The 20,106-nt window shown below is 53.1% G+C and carries 20 protein-coding genes and 1 riboswitch; of the genes, 11 read left to right on the top strand and 9 right to left on the bottom strand.

Annotated elements, in window-relative coordinates:
- Window positions 1–29: 29 nt before the first annotated feature.
- Window positions 30–2,030, bottom strand: a complete 2,001-nt coding sequence (locus NSS64_RS25995; protein WP_341142035.1) for a chemotaxis protein CheA — start codon at window positions 2,028–2,030, stop codon at window positions 30–32.
- A gap of 29 nt (window positions 2,031–2,059) precedes the next feature.
- The gene (locus tag NSS64_RS25990; protein WP_341142034.1) at window positions 2,060–2,488 is read right to left on the bottom strand and encodes a chemotaxis protein CheW; all 429 of its coding nucleotides are present in this window, start codon (window positions 2,486–2,488) and stop codon (window positions 2,060–2,062) included.
- Between the two features lie 210 nt (window positions 2,489–2,698).
- On the opposite strand from NSS64_RS25990, the gene NSS64_RS25985 reads away from it, so the two are divergent.
- From NSS64_RS25985 to NSS64_RS25960, 6 genes are all read left to right on the top strand, one after another.
- Entirely contained in the window at window positions 2,699–3,658 is a 960-nt protein-coding gene (locus NSS64_RS25985) for a tyrosine-type recombinase/integrase (RefSeq protein WP_341142033.1), read from the top strand.
- Window positions 3,659–4,155: 497 nt separating this feature from the next.
- Entirely contained in the window at window positions 4,156–4,884 is a 729-nt protein-coding gene (locus NSS64_RS25980) for a hypothetical protein (protein ID WP_341142032.1), read from the top strand.
- A gap of 52 nt (window positions 4,885–4,936) precedes the next feature.
- Complete coding sequence (locus tag NSS64_RS25975; protein WP_341142031.1) at window positions 4,937–5,332, top strand: GntR family transcriptional regulator; 396 nt, start codon at window positions 4,937–4,939, stop codon at window positions 5,330–5,332.
- 13 nt (window positions 5,333–5,345) lie between these two features.
- A complete protein-coding gene (locus NSS64_RS25970; protein WP_341142030.1) occupies window positions 5,346–6,275 on the top strand; it encodes an ABC transporter ATP-binding protein in 930 nt (309 codons plus the stop codon).
- Window positions 6,276–6,277: 2 nt separating this feature from the next.
- Window positions 6,278–7,180, top strand: coding sequence for an ABC transporter ATP-binding protein (locus NSS64_RS25965; protein ID WP_340944959.1), 903 nt, complete (start codon window positions 6,278–6,280; stop codon window positions 7,178–7,180).
- Complete coding sequence (locus tag NSS64_RS25960) at window positions 7,173–8,462, top strand: ABC transporter permease (RefSeq protein WP_341142029.1); 1,290 nt, start codon at window positions 7,173–7,175, stop codon at window positions 8,460–8,462. The genes NSS64_RS25965 and NSS64_RS25960 overlap by 8 nt, the downstream gene beginning before the upstream one ends.
- 48 nt (window positions 8,463–8,510) lie before the next feature.
- On the opposite strand, the gene NSS64_RS25955 is transcribed toward NSS64_RS25960, so the two are convergent.
- Entirely contained in the window at window positions 8,511–9,395 is an 885-nt protein-coding gene (locus NSS64_RS25955) for an AraC family transcriptional regulator (protein WP_341142903.1), read from the bottom strand.
- 148 nt (window positions 9,396–9,543) lie between these two features.
- Between NSS64_RS25955 and NSS64_RS25950 the strand changes: the two genes are divergently transcribed.
- On the top strand, window positions 9,544–11,202 hold the full coding sequence (locus tag NSS64_RS25950) for a family 43 glycosylhydrolase (RefSeq protein WP_341142028.1): 1,659 nt from the start codon (window positions 9,544–9,546) through the stop codon (window positions 11,200–11,202).
- Between the two features lie 321 nt (window positions 11,203–11,523).
- A complete protein-coding gene (locus tag NSS64_RS25945; RefSeq protein ID WP_341142027.1) occupies window positions 11,524–11,721 on the top strand; it encodes a hypothetical protein in 198 nt (65 codons plus the stop codon).
- A gap of 507 nt (window positions 11,722–12,228) precedes the next feature.
- Here NSS64_RS25945 and NSS64_RS25940 read toward each other — a convergent pair.
- The 4 genes from NSS64_RS25940 to ytxJ form a co-directional block, all read right to left on the bottom strand.
- The gene (locus NSS64_RS25940) at window positions 12,229–12,684 is read right to left on the bottom strand and encodes a hypothetical protein (RefSeq protein WP_341142026.1); all 456 of its coding nucleotides are present in this window, start codon (window positions 12,682–12,684) and stop codon (window positions 12,229–12,231) included.
- A 134-nt stretch (window positions 12,685–12,818) separates the two neighbouring features.
- Window positions 12,819–12,988, bottom strand: a riboswitch (cyclic di-AMP (ydaO/yuaA leader).
- 239 nt (window positions 12,989–13,227) lie between these two features.
- Complete coding sequence (locus NSS64_RS25935) at window positions 13,228–14,559, bottom strand: WD40 repeat domain-containing protein (RefSeq protein ID WP_341142025.1); 1,332 nt, start codon at window positions 14,557–14,559, stop codon at window positions 13,228–13,230.
- A gap of 107 nt (window positions 14,560–14,666) precedes the next feature.
- A complete protein-coding gene (locus NSS64_RS25930; RefSeq protein ID WP_036722203.1) occupies window positions 14,667–14,909 on the bottom strand; it encodes a glutaredoxin family protein in 243 nt (80 codons plus the stop codon).
- Entirely contained in the window at window positions 14,906–15,232 is a 327-nt protein-coding gene (gene ytxJ / locus NSS64_RS25925) for a bacillithiol system redox-active protein YtxJ (protein ID WP_340990894.1), read from the bottom strand. Before ytxJ ends, NSS64_RS25930 begins: the two co-directional genes overlap by 4 nt.
- 227 nt (window positions 15,233–15,459) lie before the next feature.
- Here ytxJ and NSS64_RS25920 point away from each other — a divergent pair, with 227 nt between their 5' ends.
- The gene (locus NSS64_RS25920; protein WP_341142024.1) at window positions 15,460–16,182 is read left to right on the top strand and encodes an SDR family NAD(P)-dependent oxidoreductase; all 723 of its coding nucleotides are present in this window, start codon (window positions 15,460–15,462) and stop codon (window positions 16,180–16,182) included.
- Between the two features lie 49 nt (window positions 16,183–16,231).
- On the top strand, window positions 16,232–16,867 hold the full coding sequence (locus tag NSS64_RS25915; RefSeq protein WP_341142023.1) for a ThuA domain-containing protein: 636 nt from the start codon (window positions 16,232–16,234) through the stop codon (window positions 16,865–16,867).
- Between the two features lie 93 nt (window positions 16,868–16,960).
- On the opposite strand, the gene NSS64_RS25910 is transcribed toward NSS64_RS25915, so the two are convergent.
- On the bottom strand, window positions 16,961–17,860 hold the full coding sequence (locus NSS64_RS25910; RefSeq protein WP_341142022.1) for a CHAD domain-containing protein: 900 nt from the start codon (window positions 17,858–17,860) through the stop codon (window positions 16,961–16,963).
- A gap of 222 nt (window positions 17,861–18,082) precedes the next feature.
- On the opposite strand from NSS64_RS25910, the gene NSS64_RS25905 reads away from it, so the two are divergent.
- Window positions 18,083–18,979, top strand: coding sequence for a lipoate--protein ligase family protein (locus tag NSS64_RS25905; protein ID WP_341142021.1), 897 nt, complete (start codon window positions 18,083–18,085; stop codon window positions 18,977–18,979).
- 283 nt (window positions 18,980–19,262) lie between these two features.
- On the opposite strand, the gene NSS64_RS25900 is transcribed toward NSS64_RS25905, so the two are convergent.
- Window positions 19,263–20,045 (bottom strand): carbon-nitrogen family hydrolase, encoded by a 783-nt coding sequence (locus NSS64_RS25900; RefSeq protein WP_341142020.1) that lies wholly within the window; start codon window positions 20,043–20,045, stop codon window positions 19,263–19,265.
- Window positions 20,046–20,106: the final 61 nt, after the last annotated feature.

Genomic DNA, 20,106 nt, shown 5'->3' with positions numbered 1-20,106 from the left:
ACCTGTTTCCCCCAGTAAAGATGATTTTGTTAAGCGAAGACTCCCGTATTGAAAAATAAGCTGGCTGTATCTATGATCAGAGCGATATTGCCATTTCCCAGGATGGTAGCTCCTGATATGTTCTCAGTCTTGCCCATGTAGGCGCCGAGCGATTTGATTACGATGTCCTGATTGCCGATAAGCGTATCCACGGCCAGTGCCAGCCGTTTCTCTCCCCGCCCCACGATAATCAGCGGAATGGATGCTGAACTGCCGCCCGCGCCTGCGGGGAGCCGCAAGACATCCTGCAGCCAGACCACCGGTACGAGCTGGCCCCGTGCGGTAATGACAGGCTGCCCCCGGACAGAGCTGATCTCCTCTGGAGCGGCGCGGACAATCTCGGCCACACTGCTCATGGGAATCACGAAGGTGGCTCCCCCGGCATGAACGAGAAGCCCCCGGATGATGGCGAGCGTCAGGGGCAGGCGAATCCGGAAGCGGGTGCCCTGCCCCCGCGTGGTCTCGATATCGATCATGCCGTTAATCCGTTCAATATCATTGCGGACGATATCCATCCCGACCCCGCGGCCGGAAATATCGCTGATGTGCGGGGCGGTGGAGAAGCCGGGCCGGAAAATAAGCCGCAGCGCCTCATCCTCAGTCATCCCGCCGGCCTCTTCAGCCGTAATGATGCCCTTCCGCAGAGCAGACTCTGCAATCAGGCTGGAATCAATCCCGGCCCCGTCGTCCTCTATGACCAGGATAACCTGATTATCCTCATGGGAGGCGGCGACGCGGACGGTTCCGGTCTCGCTTTTGCCGGCGCTGCGGCGGATTTCAGGGGTCTCTATGCCGTGGTCAACGGCATTGCGCAGCAGATGGATCAGCGGGTCGCCCAGCTCCTCAATGAGCGTCCGGTCCAGCTCCGTCTCCTTGCCTTCAAGAACCAGCTCAACCTGCTTGTTCAGGGAGCCGGACAAGTCCCGGACCATGCGGGGCAGACGGCTCAGCAGCTGCTCTATCGGCAGCATCCGCACCTTAATCATGCTCTCCTGCAGTTCCCCAGTAATCATAGCCAGATGGTCGGCAAGCTGGCCCAGCTCCTCTGTCAGATCATTGGTTCCATATTGCTGGTGGAATCTGCGGTTCAGCAGATGGAACCGGGTCTGGTCGATGACCAGCTCACCCGCCAGGTTCATTAGCTTCTCCAGACGCTCCACCTGGACGCGGATCGTTTGCGGCTTGGTTTTGTCAGCGGCAGACGGCGGGGATTCTGGGACTTCAGGGAGCTCCCGGCTCCCCGCCTCCGGATGGGGCGGTCTCACGAATTCACCGGGACGCGGAGAATCGTTAAGCACTTCTTCTATGTATATACGATCAACATCCATAATGGATAAGACCTCCTGACGGAGCTCCTCGATATCAATCTTAGGCGACAGCAGCCAGGAGGCCTCGTCGATCCGGCTGTCGTGGTCCTCTATCTCTTCCAGCTCCGGCTTCATGCGCAGGACCGCAGCGACACTCCGCAGCTTGGCATCGATCAGGTGAAGACGGGGCAGCTTCATCTCACAGCCGGAAGAGAGCCACACATGCACCCAGAACAGCTGGAGGGGAAGCTCTGCCTGACTGGTCTGCACAGCGGGGGCCTTATCCTCCGTCTTCTGCAGCTCCTCCGCTGCGAATGTACTCAGCCGCTGCACCAGACCGGACACATCTGTGGTCTCCTGATCCGTAGCAGCGATCTCGCTCTGCAGCGCGCGCATTCCATCCAGCGCTTCGAAGAACAGGCGGATCAGCTCCGGCGTGACCGTCCGTTCTCTTCCCCGCATCTGATGAAGCAGATGCTCCAGATGATGCGTGACTTCCTTCAGCCCGTTGTAGCCCATAGAGGCCGAGGAGCCCTTAAGGGTGTGGGCCGCCCGGAAGAACTGCTGGATTCCGTCTTCTGTCTCCCCGGCCTGCTCCAGCCTGAGCACCTCATCCTCGATCAGCTGCAGCTGGTCCTCCAGTTCCTCCAGAAATATCTCTCGGTATTCCGATAAATCAACCATGATTCGCCTTCTCTCCGTGTAGCCTTTGTTTAGTCGCGCAGCAGGATCTCATTCAGCCTCAGAATGCCGACCAGCTTGGAAGAAGAGAAGCCTACTCCGTTGAAAAAGGAGCTGCTGATTCCGGAGATGCTGTCATGTGCAGGCTGAATATCGCTGAAGGTTGTCACTTTATTCACGTTGTCGACAATGACGCCCAGGGATTCCTCCTGGTGATGGACCACCAGAATGCGTGTGTGCTTGGTCGGGTCCACTTCCTCCATCTGAAGCAGCACTCTAAGGCTGAGTACCGGCACAATTTTACCCCTGAGGTTGATAATGCCCTTCACATAGTGACGGCTGCTGGGGATTTCCGTTATTTCCTGCATTCTTATAATTTCATGGACATCTGAGATCGGGATCGCATAATGCTCGTGATCTACCCCGAATTCAACATATTGTTTCTGCAAAACGGTCTCCATAGTTACCCTCCGGCTTCTCATATTACGTAGCTGGCCCGCAACCGCTACTGTGTCTCTGTCTCCCTCCTGAGTTCTTCGCGTTACCTTCTGCTGATCTTGTGTATTCCGCTCTTTAGCCATTCCTGTGAGATAATGGGACAAAATACCACAAGAATGTCGTACAATATCACTTATGCGACATGTCTAATCCTGAGGAGTGATGAAAAAAGAATGAGCCAGACCGAATTTAGCCGTACGGCGCTCAGCTTGGTGTACCCGGAAGAGGGCTACCTAAGCGATGATCAGATTGTTCAGATGTTTATGGCTACCTGCTGTACGAATGTTAATACAGGTCGGAATTATAAGCGGGCGATTGCCGATTTCCGCAGATTTATTGCAGGCACCTCCTTGCGGGCAGTGAGCTGGAGGGAGATGGAGGCGTATAAGATTTTCCTGACGCAGGGGGGCTACAGCTATCAGAGGCAGCTGGCACCGGCAAGCATAGCGGCATTCCTTGCGCCGTTGAAGTCTTTTTATAAATGGGGGAGTGACCAGCATATCGGGATCTTTGCAGTGAATCCGACCTCCTCGGTGCGCATCCCCAAAATAACCGTGACCAGCCGCAAAAACTTCCTGACCAAACGGGAGGTGGGAGAATTACTGAATGTACTGGAGCAGCAAGGACTGCGCAATTATCTGATCGGGCTGACGCTGGTAGTGCTCGGTCTGCGGGTGTCAGAGCTGACGGCGATGAAGTGGGGGGACTTCCATAATGATCTGCTGGAGACCTCGGTCTGGCTGACCGTGGAGAACGGCAAGGGGGGCAAGCCCAGAGAAATTAAGGTTCCGCCGACCCTGTGGCAGCTGTATTCTAAGTTGTCTGATACCCTGCCAAGGAAGGAAGAGGTCACCCCGGAGCAGAGAATGTTTCCGTTATCTTCACGGCAGGTAGAACGGATTATTAAGAACGCCGGAGCAGCCAGCACGATTGAGAAAAAGCTGACCCCGCACTGGCTGCGGCATACGAATGCCACACTGGCCTTGCTCCAGGGAGCGTCGCTTCAGCAGGTTCAGGAATCGCTGGGGCATTCCCACATCAACACCACCCAGCGTTATCTCCACACCGTTCAGCAGATTCAAAAGGCTGCCCCGGATTTTGTAGAGGACAGTCTGCGCACGTTCATTCAATAGATTAGATTCGACAAAAATTGCAGAGACACGAATGGAGCGAAATTGTGGAAGCAGAGGGGATGATCCAGCGAAGTTTCTATACAGAAGTTAGGAAATGACCTATAATAAACGCATTGCTGCTTGAGTATGCGCAAGTATGCATGATTTATCATGTTTTACTCAAAAAAAGTCGCATAAGTGATATTGTACGACAAAAAACGTCAAAGTATACATACAGACTTAGCTTCATGTGGTTTGTTGCATCGAAAATCCGGCACTTGTGCCGCAAATCCCGCGCATGCTCCAATAATAAAGTCCAGACTCCGCCTATGTGCGGGGTTTTTTTGTACATGAAAATCGAAATAATAAAAATAGCAGAGGTAATCAGTTGACAGTGGAAAGTGCAGGTCATATACTGTGTATATAGATATATACAGTAAGCACACACAGATGCACACCGAAGTTAGCTGATCTGCCGGCTCCTGCCGTTCAAGACGTATAAAGCGAGGTTAGAAGTTATGACAACATTAAAGCAAGCGTGGGTCATCGTACGCAGCGAATTCCTCGGTGACCGCTGGAAGCTGCTGTGGGCGCTGCTGTTCGCCATCGTGTTCATGGGATACTTTTCTGCAATTACGGGAATGGTCATCGACGATACGCTCACTGGACACGATAAGCAGCTGCTCAGTGATTTTCTGATGGTGACGACGATGCTCATGCTCGTGATTACTTTTTCCCGGCGGACCATGAAATATATCTCGGAGGATTCCTATACCCGGATGCTGGCGTATATGCGGGCGTTGCCGGTACCGGTAGCTGCTGTTCTCTGTAAAAGAAAGCTGGACACCCTGTTCGCCGTTGCCATGAACAGTACAATCTATTTCAGCCTGCTCTATGCGCTCAACCCTGGAATACGTGCTGAATTGCCGCTTGCTTCATATCTGGCTTTTGCCTTTACCTGGATCGGTTACAGTCTGATTATCGCAGGCATGTATATTATGATTGAGTTCTCGGTCAGCGGTGTCATCTACTTCTGGTCTATCTCTGTGATCTTGCTGCTGGCACTGGGTGTGTCCGGTATGGTGTATCTGACTGGAGGCAGCATACTGCTGGCAACGGTCGCTGTATCCAAGGAGTGGGGCCTATTCTCTCCCCTGATGTGGGGGACGCTGGTGCTGGGCGTGTTATCGATTCAGCTGTTCTCCAGATGGACGCTTCACCGGCTGAAGAGCCGTGATCTCGTATGAGACGGGGCAAGGCGTTCATCCGGGGGCCGGGCCTGGAAGGCAGGTGTCAATAATGTGGATTCCGATACAGATTAATGAGAACAGTGCGGAGCCGCTGTACCATCAGATTGAGACGCAGCTGCGGTCGCTGATCATCTCCGGCGCAATAACGGAAGGCACGCTGCTTCCTTCCATCCGCGAATTCGCAGGTGACCTGAAGTGCAGTGTCATTACGGTCCGACGAGTCTATCAGGATCTGGAGAATGAAGGCTTGCTGCGGACCAGACAGGGGACGGGCACCTTCGTATCCCATGTAGGGGATGGCGCCATGAAGGGCTATAAGGAGGAGGCTGTCCGCAAAGCGCTGGAGAGTGCCGTCGATGTGGGGCTGTCCGTGCATTGCAGTGAGGAAGAGCTGGCGGAGCTGTTCATGGAGATAGTGAAGCATAAATACGGACAACGGGAATGAAAGGGGGAAGCTGATGGGACAGCAAGCCATAGAACTGCGGGATGTATGCAAGAAGCGGCGGCAAAAGACGATAGGACCGCTTAATCTAAGCGTACCGCAAGGGTATATCACTGCACTTGTAGGCCAGAACGGTTCGGGCAAAAGCACATTGCTGCACATGCTGCTGCAACAGAGTTTTCCTGGAGAAGGTGAGGTCCGCTGGTTCGGTGAAGCTTACCGGCACGGGCTGCCGCTGCCGCTCCGCCAGCAAATCGCATATGTGCCTGAGGTATCACAGAGCGAGGAGAATCTCTGGACAGCCGCTGAAGCTGCAGAGTTCCGCAGCCACTGGTATCCTTCCTGGGATCAGGGCTATTTCGAGGAGCTGATCCGTAAGTTTGAAGTGCCGCCGAATGCCAGACTGGGCAAGATGTCCAAGGGCGAGCGCCGCAAGTTCGAGCTTGCGGCCACCCTGGCGGCGAAGCCACGGCTGCTACTGCTGGATGAGCCGTCCTCGGGCCTCGACCCTTTTGCCTGGAAGATTATGATTGAAGCGCTGCAGAATTACATGGAGGAGCATGAGGCGACGATTATCATCTCGACCCATATTGTTGAAGAGGTGCGGCGGTTGGCTGATTATATCGTGCTGATGCACCAGGGACAGCTGCTGGGAATGACCGAGAAGGATAGTCTGTTTGGTTCATGGAGTGAAATATGGGTTCAAATTGAGGGAGAGCAGGCGCTGCAGGAGCTGGCAGCCGAGCTGCCGCAAGCGCTGGAGCTGAAGCTTACGACGCCGGGTGTGGCTTCATTTTTAACCCAACAAATTTATCTGTATGAGAAACGCATTCACGATTTGGGCGTAAAGGTACTCAAGAGCCGCAGCCTGGAGCTGGATGAAATCCTAAGCTTATGGACCCGGGGACATCGTCCGGTTCTGATCGACCAGAAGAGAGGGGAATAAGAATGGAAGCATTGCAGTTGAAGCAGGTAGTGAAGCAGTACGGTGAGAAGACGGCCGTCAACGGAATTAGTCTGAAGGTGGAGCAAGGCGAGATTTACGGTCTGCTGGGTGCCAACGGCGCCGGCAAAACAACGACCATGCGCATGGTGCTCGGCCTGATCTATCCCGACGAAGGGAGCATCCTGTATAACGGCAAGCCGTACAGTAAGGAGCTTCAGCATCTGATGGGCTATCTGCCGGAAGAACGGGGACTGTATCCTAAGGTCAAGGTCAGCGATCAGATTATCTATCTGGCAAGGCTGCGCGGGATGTCGGCAAGTGAGGCGGACAAGAGCCTGAAGTACTGGCTGGAGCGCTTCGATGTACCTGAATATTACAATAAGAAGATTGAAGAGCTGTCCAAGGGTAATCAGCAAAAGATGGGCTTCGTCGCCGCTGTGGTCCATAAGCCGAAGATTCTGATCCTGGATGAAGCCTTCAGCGGTCTCGATCCGGTCAATGTGGAGCTGCTGAAGGATACCGTCAGAGAGATGCGGGATCTGGGAACGAGCATTCTGTTCTCCACGCACCGCATGGAGCATGTTGAAGAATTATGCCGGAATATCACGATTCTTGACCGCTCGAACACCGTAGTTCAGGGAGATATCCGTGAGATCAAGAAGGGGTATCCGCGGGAAGAAGTTGTACTGCGCACCGCCGGGGAAGTGAACGGACTTGCCGGGATTGCCGGAGTTACCGGAGTCCAGCGGCAGGAGCGCGGGTATGTGTTAACTATCAGTGACCTGGGAGCCGCACAGCGCATTCTTCAACTGGCTGTGGCTCAAGGCGAGGTCGAGCATTTCGAGATTAAGGAACCGACGCTAAACCAAATCTTTATCAGAGCGGTGGGTGAATCCAATGAATAAAATGGCAACCATTATCGGCTTCACATTCAAGAATAAGGTAAGAACGAAATCCTTCATGATTACCACCTTAATTCTGGTGCTTCTGCTTAGTATCGGGATGAATATCCCTTATCTGATCAAGGTGTTCAACGGAGAAGACGGGGCTAAGGATGCTACACAGATCGGAGTCGTTGCCGAGCAGGGCTTCCGGCCTGCCGAGCTGCTGCTCGCTTATACTCCGCCGGCTGAAGCCGAAGATAAAGTCGTATTTACCGCTTATCCGTCCGCTGAGGATGCTGCGCTGAAGCAGGGGCTGGAGGATGAGAAGATTGAGGGGTATCTTACCTTTGCCGACAAGGGCAGTGTAGGGGTGCCTCCGGTAACGTATCACAGCAAAGACGGAGACATCAGCAGCAAGCTTAGAACGAATCTGCAAGCCGCTCTGCAGCAGGTGAATACCGGCCTGATTGTCGGCGATAAGCTGACCGAGAGCCAGGTGACGGCGATCTTCGCTCCGGTCTCGATTGATACCGCACAGCTAAGTACTGACGGGGCTGCCGGTGGCGTAGACCAGGATCAGGACAAACCGATTATCAACTATGTCATTGTCTATATCCTGCTGATTCTGTTCTTCATGTCGGTGATGATGACCGGCAACATGATTTCAGCCGAGATTACCTCGGAGAAAAGCTCGCGCATTATGGAGATTCTCATCACCAGCGCCTCGCCACTCACCCAAATGTTCGGCAAGGTCATCGGAATCTTCCTCGTCGGCCTGATGCAGATCGCCATTATCTCGGCTGCCATCGCGCTCAACCTGATGCTGCCGCATAATTCCACGATCCTGAGCGATTTCGATCTGAATCTGGGACAGCTTAATGTCAGCATGATCGTCTATGGCTTCATCCTGTATATCCTGGGCTACTTCCTGTACGCGCTGATGTATGCCGCTGTAGGCTCCATTGTCAGCCGGACAGAGGATCTGGGGCAGGCCGTGATGCCGGTCATGATGCTGGGCTTCGTCAGCTTCTATCTGCCGCTGTTCAGTATCTCGAACCCGGATACGTTGCTGGTGAAGGTAGCGAGCTTCGTCCCGTTCACCTCTTCGCTCAGCCTGCTGCTGCGGATCGGGGTCGGGGAGGTCGCCTTCTGGGAGATCATGGTCTCGCTGGCGATCCTGCTGGCGACAACCTTCCTCTTCGGCTGGCTCGCCGCCAAGATCTACCGCACGGGCGTCCTGATGTACGGCAAGCGCCCTAGCATCAAGGAAATCAGAAAAGCAATGAAGGCTTATAAAATCTAAGGAATATTTTGTAGGAAAGCCTGTCTGGTTTAATGGACGGGCTTTTTGCTATACACCATTATTTTTACGATAGTCGGAGGGGTTAATGCCCGTCCATCTTTTGAATTGTCTGCTGAAGTGAGAGAGGTTTTTGTATCCCAAACGGTTTGAAATCTCATTTAAAGATATTTTGGGCTGCTGTAGTAATATTTTGGCTTCCTGCAGCTTTAAGTCAGATAGATAGGTGCGGGGCGACATCTTGTATATTTTTTGAAATACCTCTAATCCATAGTTGGGGCTTATTCCAAGCGAAGCAATGATGGGCTGGATGTGAAGGGTGTAATCTGAATTGCCCTCGATACAATTTTTCTTAAAAGCCCTTTTGATGGCTTCGGCAATTTCTTTGGCATATTTCGCTGTGGTCATGGATTGGTTAGCACGTTTCTCCGTCTGTACCGGCTGGATATCTACAAGCACCTCCAATAACTCGAACAAGACCACTTGTGCTTTTAGCTTTGCTTTGGTGAACGGCAACTCAGGCTCATGCAGAATATCGATCCATTTTTGAAGGCATTCTTTCAGCTTGCAGTGATACAAACTGGCGGGTTCATAGACCCAGTCACAGTTTTTCATTATTTTCATCCGCAAGGAGGGCTCGTCTATATCGAAATGAGCACAAAAGTAGGTCATCGATGTAGCGGAAATGCACTTATTCGTATGCTCGAACCCAGGCGGAATCAGCAGAATATCATCCCTGTTCACAATGAATTGTTCATGTTCCATCCTTGTCTCTTGAGCCCCATCCAGCACAATTAGAATCTCAAAGGCATGGTGGGATTCTGTAGTCATGCTCCAGTCGGCAGGAACAGTCTGTGTATGTGCGCCAAAAAAACGTATATTCCAATCAATGCGCGGCAGCAGCAGCGTCTGTGTGCCTGTGAGCTGGCTATTCATATGTTCCAATGTGCAGCACCTTCCTTTGATTTGGGTAAATGTAGCCGTAATCATCCCATCGCATAAGTGCGTTAGTAGTTATTATAATATACATAGACAACAGAAAAAGGGTAAATAATATGGCTGAACAGCGAAGGGAAGCAGAAAAATGATGAAGATTATCAATCCTATTATCCCTGGTATGGCACCAGATCCCTCTATTATTAGAGTGGATGATGTGTATTATATTGCGACATCCTCGTTCCATTGGAATCCCGGCGTTCAAATTTTCAAATCAACCGATCTAGCCCATTGGATGCTGACTGCCTCCGCATTACATAAAGGTGAAGTGAATTTGAGGGGGACCAATACTCCGGCCGGGATCTGGGCGCCGCATCTATCCTACGATCCTAGGGCGAAACGGTACTGGTTAGCTTATTCGCATATGTTAAACATGGCAGGCCGTGAATTCAACTCGGATTCCTATGCCATGTGGGCAGAGGATATCCATGGACCTTGGTCGGACCCCATCTATCTGACCTCCATTGGTTTCGATCCGGCACTCTTCCATGATGAAGACGGTAACCACTATGTGTCCATCCTTGAATGGGAGACCCGTGAAGGGTACCAAGCCCCTGGACATATTGTGATCGCTGAATTTGATTTGAACGAGGGCAAGATAGTTGGAACATGGCACCGGGTCACGCAAGGCTTTACCAGCCGCGGCTGTGCTGAAGCACCGCAGATCTATAAATATAGAGATAGGTATTATCTTTTATTAGCTGCTGGCGGAACTGGTTATGCTCATGGTGTTGAGCTGGGACGTGCGGAGAATATTTTTGGTCCCTATGAACCGCATCCGTCGGGAGAGCCGATCATCACCTCCTCGCCGCGCCATCTATTTTCACTTGGTAATCCGGATGCCGGGCATTTTGAGATGTATAATCCAAGTTCAATTATGCAAAAAGCAGGTCACGGCTCATTAGTTCAAACCCAAACAGGGGAATGGTATATTGCTCATCTCATGTCACGCCCTGTGGAAGGAACGCTAATGAATCCATTAGGCCGTGAAACCTCTATTCAAAAAATGCATTGGACAGAGGATGGCTGGCTGGAAATGAAGGATGGATCGAATGTAGCGAAAATGGCAGTTGAGGGGATGACAGGTGTTGAATTAGAGGCCGATGGAATCTCTCATGACGTATTTGATGATTTTAATCAGGAGCAATATGATCTTCATTTTCTGACTCCGTACCGGGACCAGCAAGCGGCATGGGTGAATACGGTTGAACGTCCGGGTTACTTACGCATTCATGGAGAGAATTCTTTTTTCTCGCAGATCCATCCGGCGATTATGGCCACGCGTGCAACCTCCCTTCATTATGAAGTGCAAACTAAGGTGGAGTTCCACCCCGATCATTACTCGGAAACGGCCGGTATGGGGCTATACTATGATTCTAATAATTGGCTGTATGTTCACTTGACCCACTCCGAATCAGAGGGCACCGTTCTGTATGTACTACAGGCCAAGCTGGGAGAGCGCATCGAGCTGGTCCACAATTACATTCCAGTCCCTGAAGACACAGCGGAGCTCAAGCTTATCTATAATGCAGGCATCGCGAGTATCCTTTACCGCTTCGGGGATAACGGGGATTGGCGAGCTTTTGTAGAAAATATCGATGTTCTCTATTTGTCGGATGAAGGCGTGAACGGGGAGCCGGGGGAGATTGGCGGGTTTACAGGCTTGTTCAATTTCATTGGTTCCGTGGATGCTCACCAGCATGACTCCTTCGCTGATTTTGACTATTATGGCGTGAAGAATTACTAATCGTGCGAAAAAGACTCTTCTGAGTAAGAAAAGCCCATTCTTTTAAGGATGGGTTATTCATTTTATAATGAATTGAAAGAGCACACGATATTAATGACTTGACTAATAAATATTAAATTTTATAAGGAGGATTTTCCACTGGATCACCCCAAAATGTCGATCTACAGGATTTGACATTTAAACAGGTGCTGGATTATACGGAATCCTTTAAATCATGTGACGATCATTCCCTGGAGTCTTGCTTACCCGGACCCTGAACTGGTGAAAACGCCGGAGATGGTGTACCTTAGTAGTATTAGTCTTTAGGAGTGGTGAATGGTTGTGAAGAAAAGTAGACAAACCCCCGTGCTGGTCGCGGTTTCTATCCCGCTCATTATTGTCAGCAGCCTGATCCCCTCGGATCAGTCGACTTGGCTGGGGGCGTTACAGACCCTTCTGCTGGGAGCCGGACTGCTCGGCTGCTGTATGGCTTTTTGGCGGTTTGCCAAGGGCGGCAAGGGTGGCAAGGGCAAGAGCTGAGTTCTATGTAGTGAACGGCCGGCGGAGACAGGATCAGTGCATGGGATGGTTAGCTATGTAAGGTGAGCCAGGCACTGTATGGGTGCTGATGCTGAGAGTCAAGGATTAAGTCGCGGCGGATGCTGCGGCTTTATTTGATAGAATTTATATGTTTTGGGGTCCCCGCAAAAGTACCTGAGTCATCACCTACGCTAAAGCCCCACTTTGTGGGGGGGGTGCGGACTCAGCGGCCCTTATTTTGTGAAAAAGACTGATTATCTTCCCGGAGCGGACTGAGAGGACGCTAAAGGGCTGTATGGAGCGCAAAATGAGACGGAATTGGTTAATTAAGCGCCTCTCAGTCCGCATGGCCTTCGGAATGGTCCCATTTGCTGAAATAGCGGATCTGTAGTCCGCATGGCCCGCTAACCATCTCCTTTTGTCGCATCCGTACCCTAATTCCGCCACATCCAACCAATTCCGCCACATCCATCCTCGTTCGTCCTGCAACCTGCGTTATTCCCAGTCTCACCCCGCTGAAGGGCGGTGGACCGCAGGCAAGGCTGAATGTGCGGCTGCCATCTGTTCGCGTATTCCTCTAAGCTGGGCCTTTAGCTCGGGGATGCTGCGCTCCAGAATCTGGCTGATGTCGGGCAGGGGGAGCTGGATGCCATACCACAAGGCACTGGCAACGTGATCGTCCCAGTTAAGCAGCGGAGAAGCGCAGCGGCTGCGGTCCCGGGCGAGCACGGCACATTGGCGGATGCACTCTCTGTAGGCAGCCGCAGCAGCGCCGTCCCCTGAGAGGCTGCCCTTCAGCCATAGTGGATGGAGTGCTACGAAGGTGGCGATTGCAGCTTGTTCGGCGCGGGCGCCTTGCTCCAGCAGCAGGCAGCTAAGCGCATAGACGGGACCGCTATATTGCTGGGTGTAGGGGTTGTATCCGGCAGCGGCTGTTAGTTTGGGCGATAAGGGGTCAGGCATGTGGTCACGTTCCTTCCTGAATCTATACTGTGCAGTTCATTCCAGCGCGCAAAAAACCGCAGGCAGAGGAGGACCTCTGCCTGCGGTTGTGGGTAACAGGCTTAAGACGCCTGGCACAAAAGCGTGGCGGATCAGGGCTCTCTCTTTACGCTTACGAGGTTAGCTGTCGGATTCGGACGGTGAGAGTCGCCCTACCTGCCGGAGACCTGCGCGTGGCATTCTCCTTCGGATTCACCCCAAGTCGGCCTGACGGCCGGATGGTTCCCCCGTTTTCCACATGACGGAAATTCAGCGTGCATGCATATGCTCATTTTCATGAATGCGTTCATTTGCTTTCAACACGAATCATACTCTCTTCAGAGGGGGGTTGTAAAAATGGAAAAGAGTGCTATTCGCCTTGTTTTCAGCAAATGGCTGACTGGTTATGCAAATGGAAGCGAAAACTCATATATGTAGCAGATTATCTGCCATTTATCTCGCTCAATCGCCGTTTTTTATTTTTGGCAGACGGCGGCGGAGAAGAAGGGTTCCCCATGTATCAGCTCACCACCAAAGCGGCCCATTCTGATTCTTCCAGACAATAATCCGCTTCACCTCACGAACGGTTCCTGTTGTAATCTCATAGTCGCTGCGTTCAGTGGCATGAAGGTCCAGGAAATGCAGCATCCCTCCATAAGTCCCCACGGCCAGCATGGTCTCATCCGGATTGACAGCTAATCCGGAAATGGTGCTTCCGGCATAATAACGCCACAGCTCCCGCCCCTCTACATCAACGAGCCTCAAGTAGCCATAGGCATCGCCAATGACAACACCGTCCTTCAGCGCTGCCGCCGCATACACCCGGGCTTCCCCGTTAACGACCGGATATTCCTGATCTGGCAGGAGCTTGCCTGCTTCTAGATCTTCAAGGGACACGGCAAGAGTAACGCCATTGTAGAAGTGGCAGGCATTGTACCATACACTATGCTGGTCCTTCGTAAATATAGTATAGTGCGGGTAACTGGATTCCGGATTGAATAAGTGAACCTGTCCTGAAGCTGTGTCATATAAAAGATGATCACTGCCCTGGCTGCCATAGGCAACCCATCTTCCATCCGGAGAGACAGCACCATGCGGCATGTCGATCTCAATATGCTCCATCTCATCTGCTTTATATTCTTCGAGGTCAGGATGCAGCAGCTTCACCTCCCATGGCTTCTCCTGCGATTGCTGGACCAGGATAATCCCCTGACTTGTAACAAGCAATAACGCTTGACCGTCGTTAAAAGGAATAACTTGCTCCAAGGGTAACTCCTGATCCAGGCGGTCTATGTTCAAAACGGTAAAGTCCGGGTCCAGCGCTTGAATCGTTCCATTCAGCTCCCGCCACGAAAGCTCGGCCACTACTTCTCCCTGTAATGCGCTGTTCATGGATTGCAGAATAGTAATCCCTTGCGTGCCCGCGAGTGCATAGAACTGATTGTCAGGAGATGCCCCAACCAGGCTTAATTCGTCGAATACGGAAATAACATCCTTATGTACAGCCACAACTGCATTCTTCTCCCAAGGTGAGCCGGTGCTGAACACTACAGCATCATCACTTATGAAATGGATACCGCGAATCGCCTGCATCTCATGTTGAAAGTGCCCGGCCAGCGGCCACGTTGCCGCCGGCAATTGCTCCCGCAGCTCAGCAATCTCACCGTGCTCATTAGCTCCTCGAATCATCTTATAGATTTTGGCGGCGAGGGCCCCGCGTGTATCCTCTGCGGGTTCATTTCCCGCTGTGTCCCAGCCTTCTGTCAGGCCCTTATGTACGAATTGATTGACGTCGCGCACATAACGCTGTCCTTCTTCACGCCATTTGGCGGCATGCTCATCCTGTAGCCATTTCAAAGGATCAAGCCTCCTTTTCCAGATATATATAAATATACAGTTATTTCATCGATGAATCGCAAAAAAAAGGCGCTGCTCCTGTTGAGAGGACAGCACCTTTGCGTATATTACAGAACAGCAGCATCCATAAGCTCCTGAAGCTCAGGGAGATTGAAGCCCTTGACCGCCCGGTCCCCGGATACGGTGACTGGAATGCCCATGAAGCCCAGCTTCTCCACTTCCTCCTGGTAGACGGAGCTGGTCATCACATCCCGGACCTCGAAGGGAATGCCCTTGCTCTCCAGCAGCTGCTTCACCTGATTGCATTCGCCGCAGCCGGAGGTCGAATAGACAATTACGTTCGCGCTCATTGTTCCACTGCTTCCTTTATCGCTTTTTGGGTAATCTTCCAGTGTGAGGTGTTCCAGCGGACCTCGCTGTCCTCCAGCAGGAAAATCTGCGGGGATTCATGCTTGATCCCGAAATCCTCAGCAATCTGATTGGAGACAGGACGGTCTTCGATCACATGAACCACGGCTGCAGGCGTATCTGAATGCTGTGCATAGGCCTGGAATTCCTCGTTGGCCTTGGCGCTGATCGGGCAGGTGGTGCTGTGCTTGAAGAGCAGTTTTTTGCCGGGCTGCCCGATATATTGCTGTAGTTCATCCTTAGTATGGATCTGTTGAATAGACACCTTAGAATCACCTTCCTGTGTAAGAGTGAATGAAACCTGTTGTCAACAATTGTGTTGTTAACAACTATTAATCATGATTGTAGCATAGTTCAAAATTAAAGCAAAAGAAAGTTCAGCTAAGCCTGCCCCTCCCTTGCAGGACGTTGTTAACGGCCGGTGGCCATGCTAATGTGAGAGGGATGAACTTAGGCTCAGTGCATAATCATGCAGATATGAGGGGGGAGCTTATGAAAAGGGTTGCTTGTGTCACCGGTGCTGACCGTGGACTCGGATTGTACCTGGTTCGCTCTCTTTTAGAGAGTAAATACATGGTGTTTGCCGGACAGTATTTGCCGGACCCTGCGCTACTTGAAGCTTTGAAAGCGCAATACCCGGATAGCCTGAGGCTGGTCCCTCTCGATATCGGCAGTGCAGGGAGCGTAAAGGAGGCCGCGCGGAGTATTGCCGGAAGTACAGGGCACCTTGATATAATTATCAATAACGCAGGGATTATCCACAAGTCTGATGATGCAACGGTGCTCGTGGATATGGATGATGAAGCTATGGCGGAGATTTATAACGTGAACACGCTGGGTGCGCTGAGGGTGAGCAATGCACTGATGGGCTTACTGCTGCAAGGCCGCCAGCGTCTGGTGGTTAATATCTCGTCGGAGGCCGGAAGCATCGGTCGGAACAAGCGGATCAATATGTATGGCTACTGTATGTCGAAGGCCGCGCTTAATATGCAGTCTTCGCTGCTGCACAATCATCTGCGTGCGATGGGCGGACAAGTGCTGGTCTTCCATCCCGGCTGGCTGCAGACCTATATGAACGGGGAGAAGGATGCAGAGGCGCCTGTAACTCCTGAAGAATCAGCAGGCAAGATTATGACGATCGTTCATAACCACAAGATGTATCTGGCCGAAGAACCGGCTTATATCGATCTGGACGGCAATCTCTGGCCCTGGTGACACGAACATTCAGGACAGGCTAACTTGGCAAAAGAGAGGTGTGTACATCATGTCTTCATACAAAGCACTGGCGTTCGGCAGCTATACTGAAGTGAAATATCATCCCTTCGAAGGGGTAGACCGTGAGCTGGAGCAGCTCCTTGAGCCGGAGCTCCAGGTGGTCTCTACGGAGGATTACAGACGGATGAACCAGGCAGAGCTGACAGAATGCAGGCTGGTGGTCTCCTATACGGAATTCTCCGAGGAGCAGTTGCCCGCTGCGCAGAGCGGAGCCCTGCTTGCTTATGTGGCTGGCGGCGGCGGGCTGCTTGTCGTGCACAACGGCATATCCCTGCAGCGTAATCAGGAGCTTGGGGCGATGCTCGGTGCCCGGTTCACCCATCATCCGGCGTTCACGACGCTTCAGATGAAGGTGACTGCGCCGGAGCATCCGATTATGGAGGGGATCTCTGATTTTGTGATAGAGGACGAGCCTTACTATTTCGAGCAGCATCCCCACTTCGAGACAACGGTACTGGCCGAATATCCTCATGACGGAGCGATGAGACCGGCGGCATGGTGCCATACCTTCGGCGAAGGCCGGGTGGTCTATCTGATGCCTGGGCACCATCTGCCTTCCTTCTCTTCAGAGCCGCTGCGCCGGATGATCCGCAGAGGCGGATTATGGGCTGCCGGAATGCTATAGTACGTGACGCTTATGATAAAAGGCAGGATACCGCTTGGATAACATGCGGTGTCCTGCCTTTGTGTAAATGATAGGATGATCAGCTATGATGCCCTATTTTGGGGGCTCAGCACCAGCAACAGGGACGACCTCGTTCTGATGAAGAGCTTCCAGTACCTCTGCACGCAGCGTATCGGTGAAGGCGGCCCAGACTTTTTTGCCGACATCCAGCTCTTCGCGTCCAATCGATTGCAGCGTCTCAAGCCATACCCGCTTGTCATTAATGAGTCCGAGCTGGTCCTGGATGTCCTTATAGAAGGCTTCATGGGCATGGAATTTCTGATTCAGCGCAAAAGCAGCCGCATTCGCCGTATACCGCAGTTCCTTGGCCGCAATCCGCAGCTCATGAAGGGCTTCGAAGGCTTCCTTCGATTCAGCGGATGGACCCTTGAACAGGGTCTTGCAGGCTTTTTTCTTCTGTTCAAAGGCGACTTCGAGCTCGCGCATGGCTACATTGGCGTCTTTTTTGGCAGCGAAGGGCTCTAACTGGGTCTGGGTAAAAGGGGTCCACAGCGCTTCGAGCGCTTGGCCGGACAGCTTGGGCAGTGCCTTCTTCAGCTTCTTGCGGGCGTCCTTCCGTGTGTCCTTCTGGTGTTCGATGACTGCCTTCAGCAGCTTGGCAGTCTTCTTATCGCCCGCCGCCTTCGCTGCCTTGCGCCGGGCCTCAAACGATCCGATCAGCACATCTGCATCACGGACTCTGCCGAGCTTCTTCTGGGCCTGCTTGAAGCTGTCATACAAGTCTGCCGTTGCAGTATGGCCCGGATCAAGAATGGACAACAGGGTCAGCAGCTTGCGGCTATTGACTCTGGCCTGATGAATATCCTCATCGTTGAACCCTTTTCGCGCATCCTTGCTATAGTCCTGAAAATTAATATACAGCTTGCTCATAGCCTGTTCCCATTGCCTGGATTTGCTTAGTTGCCTGTCCTTTGCCTGTGGTACGGTGGTCATGCAGCATCACTCCTAGAGGTTGTGTATAGCATGAGCTTATGCGCGAATCTTATGGCTGGTATATTCTTCTGTACTACATTAAGGATAACGGGTTCGCTCCACCATTTCAAATCTGTAAGGGCATACTGCCGGTTGTACGGTGCGCGGATAGATCGGTTACAATGTGAATAGTTAACGGAGTTAAGATTAGCTTAGACCTTATAGATAGAAAGGGGAATCAGCATGCGGAGTGAACCTTATGATGTACTGGAGAACGGGTCGGCAGGGAGGCTGCCGGAGGAGATGATCCTCTTCACGCATACCGGCGGTGAAGCAGGGGAAGAAGCATCTGCGGAGGATATGCTGATTCCGTTTGCTTTTGAAGAGGTGCTGTGCCGTGATGTCGGGGCCGGTAGGGTCCCGCCGGTGCTGCATCTCTGGAGCCACCCCGGCGGAGTCGCGCTTGGGCTGCGGGACAGCAAGCTGCCCCGCGCAGCAGAGGCGATGCAGGTGCTGGAGCGGCAGGGCATCCGTACGGCAGTCCGCCATTCGGGCGGCGCTGCGGTGCCGCTGGATGCGGGAGTGATCAACGTGTCCCTGCTGCTGCCGAAGCCTGCGGGCAAGCTGGACTTCCACGATGATTTCCGGCTGCTGGCTTCGTTGATTACCGAAGCGGTAGCCGCGGGCCATCCGCAGGCAGCGGCGCGGATCCGGGCAGAAGAAGTCACCGGGTCGTATTGCCCCGGTGACTTCGACCTGGCGATTGGCGGCCGCAAGTTCTGCGGCATCGCCCAGCGCAGACAGAGCAGCGCATACTTCGTCCATGCGTTCGTGATTGTGTCCGGCTCGGGGCTCGCGCGCGGAGAGTGCATCCGCCGCTTCTATCAGGATGCAGCGGACGGCGATGCCTCCCTGGACTATCCGCGCGTGCGGCCGGAGACCATCGCTGCGCTCGCGGAGCTTGGCGGCCCGTCTTCGGCGGCCGAATTCACCGCAGGTATCCGGCAGGCGCTTGCCGGCCGGGCAACCCGCCTGCTGCCGGCGGAGCTTCTGCAGCAGGCGACAGGCTACAGCCTGCGGTACAGCGACCCGCAGGTGCTTGAAGCAGCGCGTATGCTGCGCGAGAGGTACGCCCGCTGAAGCGGGCGGCTACTGGCGGCAGCGACGGGTGGCTGGATGTATGCGAATAACCGCATACAATGTGCAGGCTGGGGTGTGCGCAGCCCGAATGTATGCGAAAAACAGCATACAATGTGCAGGCTGGGGTGTGCGCAGCCCGAATGTATGCGAAAAACAGCATACAATGTGCAGGCTGGGGTGTGCGCAGCCCAAATGTATGCGAAAAACAGCATACATTTGGCAAGCTGGGGTGTGTGCGGCCGAATGTATGCGAAAAACCGTACACAATCCCCTGCCGCCCCAACTACCTATACAACTCCGGGCGACGGTCCGCGAAGACCGGGATTTGCCCCCGTACCTCACGGACCCGGGTGAGGTTAAGCTCGCCGCGGAGGATCTCTTCGCCGCCGGAGGCCTCGCTGACAATCTCGCCCCAAGGATCGATGATCAGGGAATGTCCAGCGAAGGAATTCGCCGGATCTGTCCCTGCCCGGTTACAGGCTACAACGTAGCACTGGTTCTCAATCGCCCGGCTGATCAATAGCGCGCGCCAGTGAGAGAGGCGGGGCAGCGGCCATTCGGCGCTGATGAACAGGATCTCCGCGCCTCCGGCCATATGGACCCGGACCCATTCCGGGAACCGGATGTCGTAGCAGATCAGCCCGGCACAGAGAATGCCGTCCAGCGTGAACAGTCCTTTGGCCCCGCCGGGCTGGAGGTAGAGATGCTCCTCCATCAGCTTGAACAGATGCAGCTTGCTGTACTCCCCGGTGCACGCCCCGCTGCGGTCAAAGACATACATACTGTTCGTAACGCCGCCGTTCTCCTGCCTGACGGCAATGGAGCCGGCAATGATATTCACGCTGTATTCCCGGGCCAGATCCGACATCAAGGCCCCCGTGGTATGTCCGCCGGGGTCGGCAATTTCCCCCAGCCGGGTCAGATCATATCCCGTTGTCCATAGCTCGGGAAGAATAATGCAGTCCGGACGGCCGACAGCAGCCTCACGTATTTTGCGCTCCGCCGCAGCATAATTCACCTCGGGTTTGCCGAATGCTATATCAAGCTGAATCAAGGCAATTCTCATGTGGAAATCTCCTCCTGAATAATATTAGTTGACGGGTCAATGATTTCGGTGTAAAGTGTAT

This window comes from Paenibacillus sp. FSL H8-0122 (genome assembly GCF_038005345.1).
Taxonomy (GTDB): Bacteria; Bacillota; Bacilli; order Paenibacillales; family Paenibacillaceae; genus Paenibacillus_AQ.
Note: the sequence above shows the minus strand (reverse complement) of the source record. Positions and strands in the feature narration are given on the sequence as shown.

What these genes read in the sequence shown, in the direction of transcription:
- NSS64_RS25995 (WP_341142035.1), bottom strand. Translation starts at nt 2,030, where the DNA reads ATGGTTGATTTATCGGAATACCGAGAGATATTTCTGGAGGAACTGGAG.
- NSS64_RS25990 (WP_341142034.1), bottom strand. Translation starts at nt 2,488, where the DNA reads ATGGAGACCGTTTTGCAGAAACAATATGTTGAATTCGGGGTAGATCAC.
- NSS64_RS25985 (WP_341142033.1), top strand. Translation starts at nt 2,699, where the DNA reads ATGAGCCAGACCGAATTTAGCCGTACGGCGCTCAGCTTGGTGTACCCG.
- NSS64_RS25980 (WP_341142032.1), top strand. Translation starts at nt 4,156, where the DNA reads ATGACAACATTAAAGCAAGCGTGGGTCATCGTACGCAGCGAATTCCTC.
- NSS64_RS25975 (WP_341142031.1), top strand. Translation starts at nt 4,937, where the DNA reads ATGTGGATTCCGATACAGATTAATGAGAACAGTGCGGAGCCGCTGTAC.
- NSS64_RS25970 (WP_341142030.1), top strand. Translation starts at nt 5,346, where the DNA reads ATGGGACAGCAAGCCATAGAACTGCGGGATGTATGCAAGAAGCGGCGG.
- NSS64_RS25965 (WP_340944959.1), top strand. Translation starts at nt 6,278, where the DNA reads ATGGAAGCATTGCAGTTGAAGCAGGTAGTGAAGCAGTACGGTGAGAAG.
- NSS64_RS25960 (WP_341142029.1), top strand. Translation starts at nt 7,173, where the DNA reads ATGAATAAAATGGCAACCATTATCGGCTTCACATTCAAGAATAAGGTA.
- NSS64_RS25955 (WP_341142903.1), bottom strand. Translation starts at nt 9,395, where the DNA reads ATGAATAGCCAGCTCACAGGCACACAGACGCTGCTGCTGCCGCGCATT.
- NSS64_RS25950 (WP_341142028.1), top strand. Translation starts at nt 9,544, where the DNA reads ATGATGAAGATTATCAATCCTATTATCCCTGGTATGGCACCAGATCCC.
- NSS64_RS25940 (WP_341142026.1), bottom strand. Translation starts at nt 12,684, where the DNA reads ATGCCTGACCCCTTATCGCCCAAACTAACAGCCGCTGCCGGATACAAC.
- NSS64_RS25930 (WP_036722203.1), bottom strand. Translation starts at nt 14,909, where the DNA reads ATGAGCGCGAACGTAATTGTCTATTCGACCTCCGGCTGCGGCGAATGC.
- NSS64_RS25920 (WP_341142024.1), top strand. Translation starts at nt 15,460, where the DNA reads ATGAAAAGGGTTGCTTGTGTCACCGGTGCTGACCGTGGACTCGGATTG.
- NSS64_RS25915 (WP_341142023.1), top strand. Translation starts at nt 16,232, where the DNA reads ATGTCTTCATACAAAGCACTGGCGTTCGGCAGCTATACTGAAGTGAAA.
- NSS64_RS25910 (WP_341142022.1), bottom strand. Translation starts at nt 17,860, where the DNA reads ATGACCACCGTACCACAGGCAAAGGACAGGCAACTAAGCAAATCCAGG.
- NSS64_RS25905 (WP_341142021.1), top strand. Translation starts at nt 18,083, where the DNA reads ATGCGGAGTGAACCTTATGATGTACTGGAGAACGGGTCGGCAGGGAGG.
- NSS64_RS25900 (WP_341142020.1), bottom strand. Translation starts at nt 20,045, where the DNA reads ATGAGAATTGCCTTGATTCAGCTTGATATAGCATTCGGCAAACCCGAG.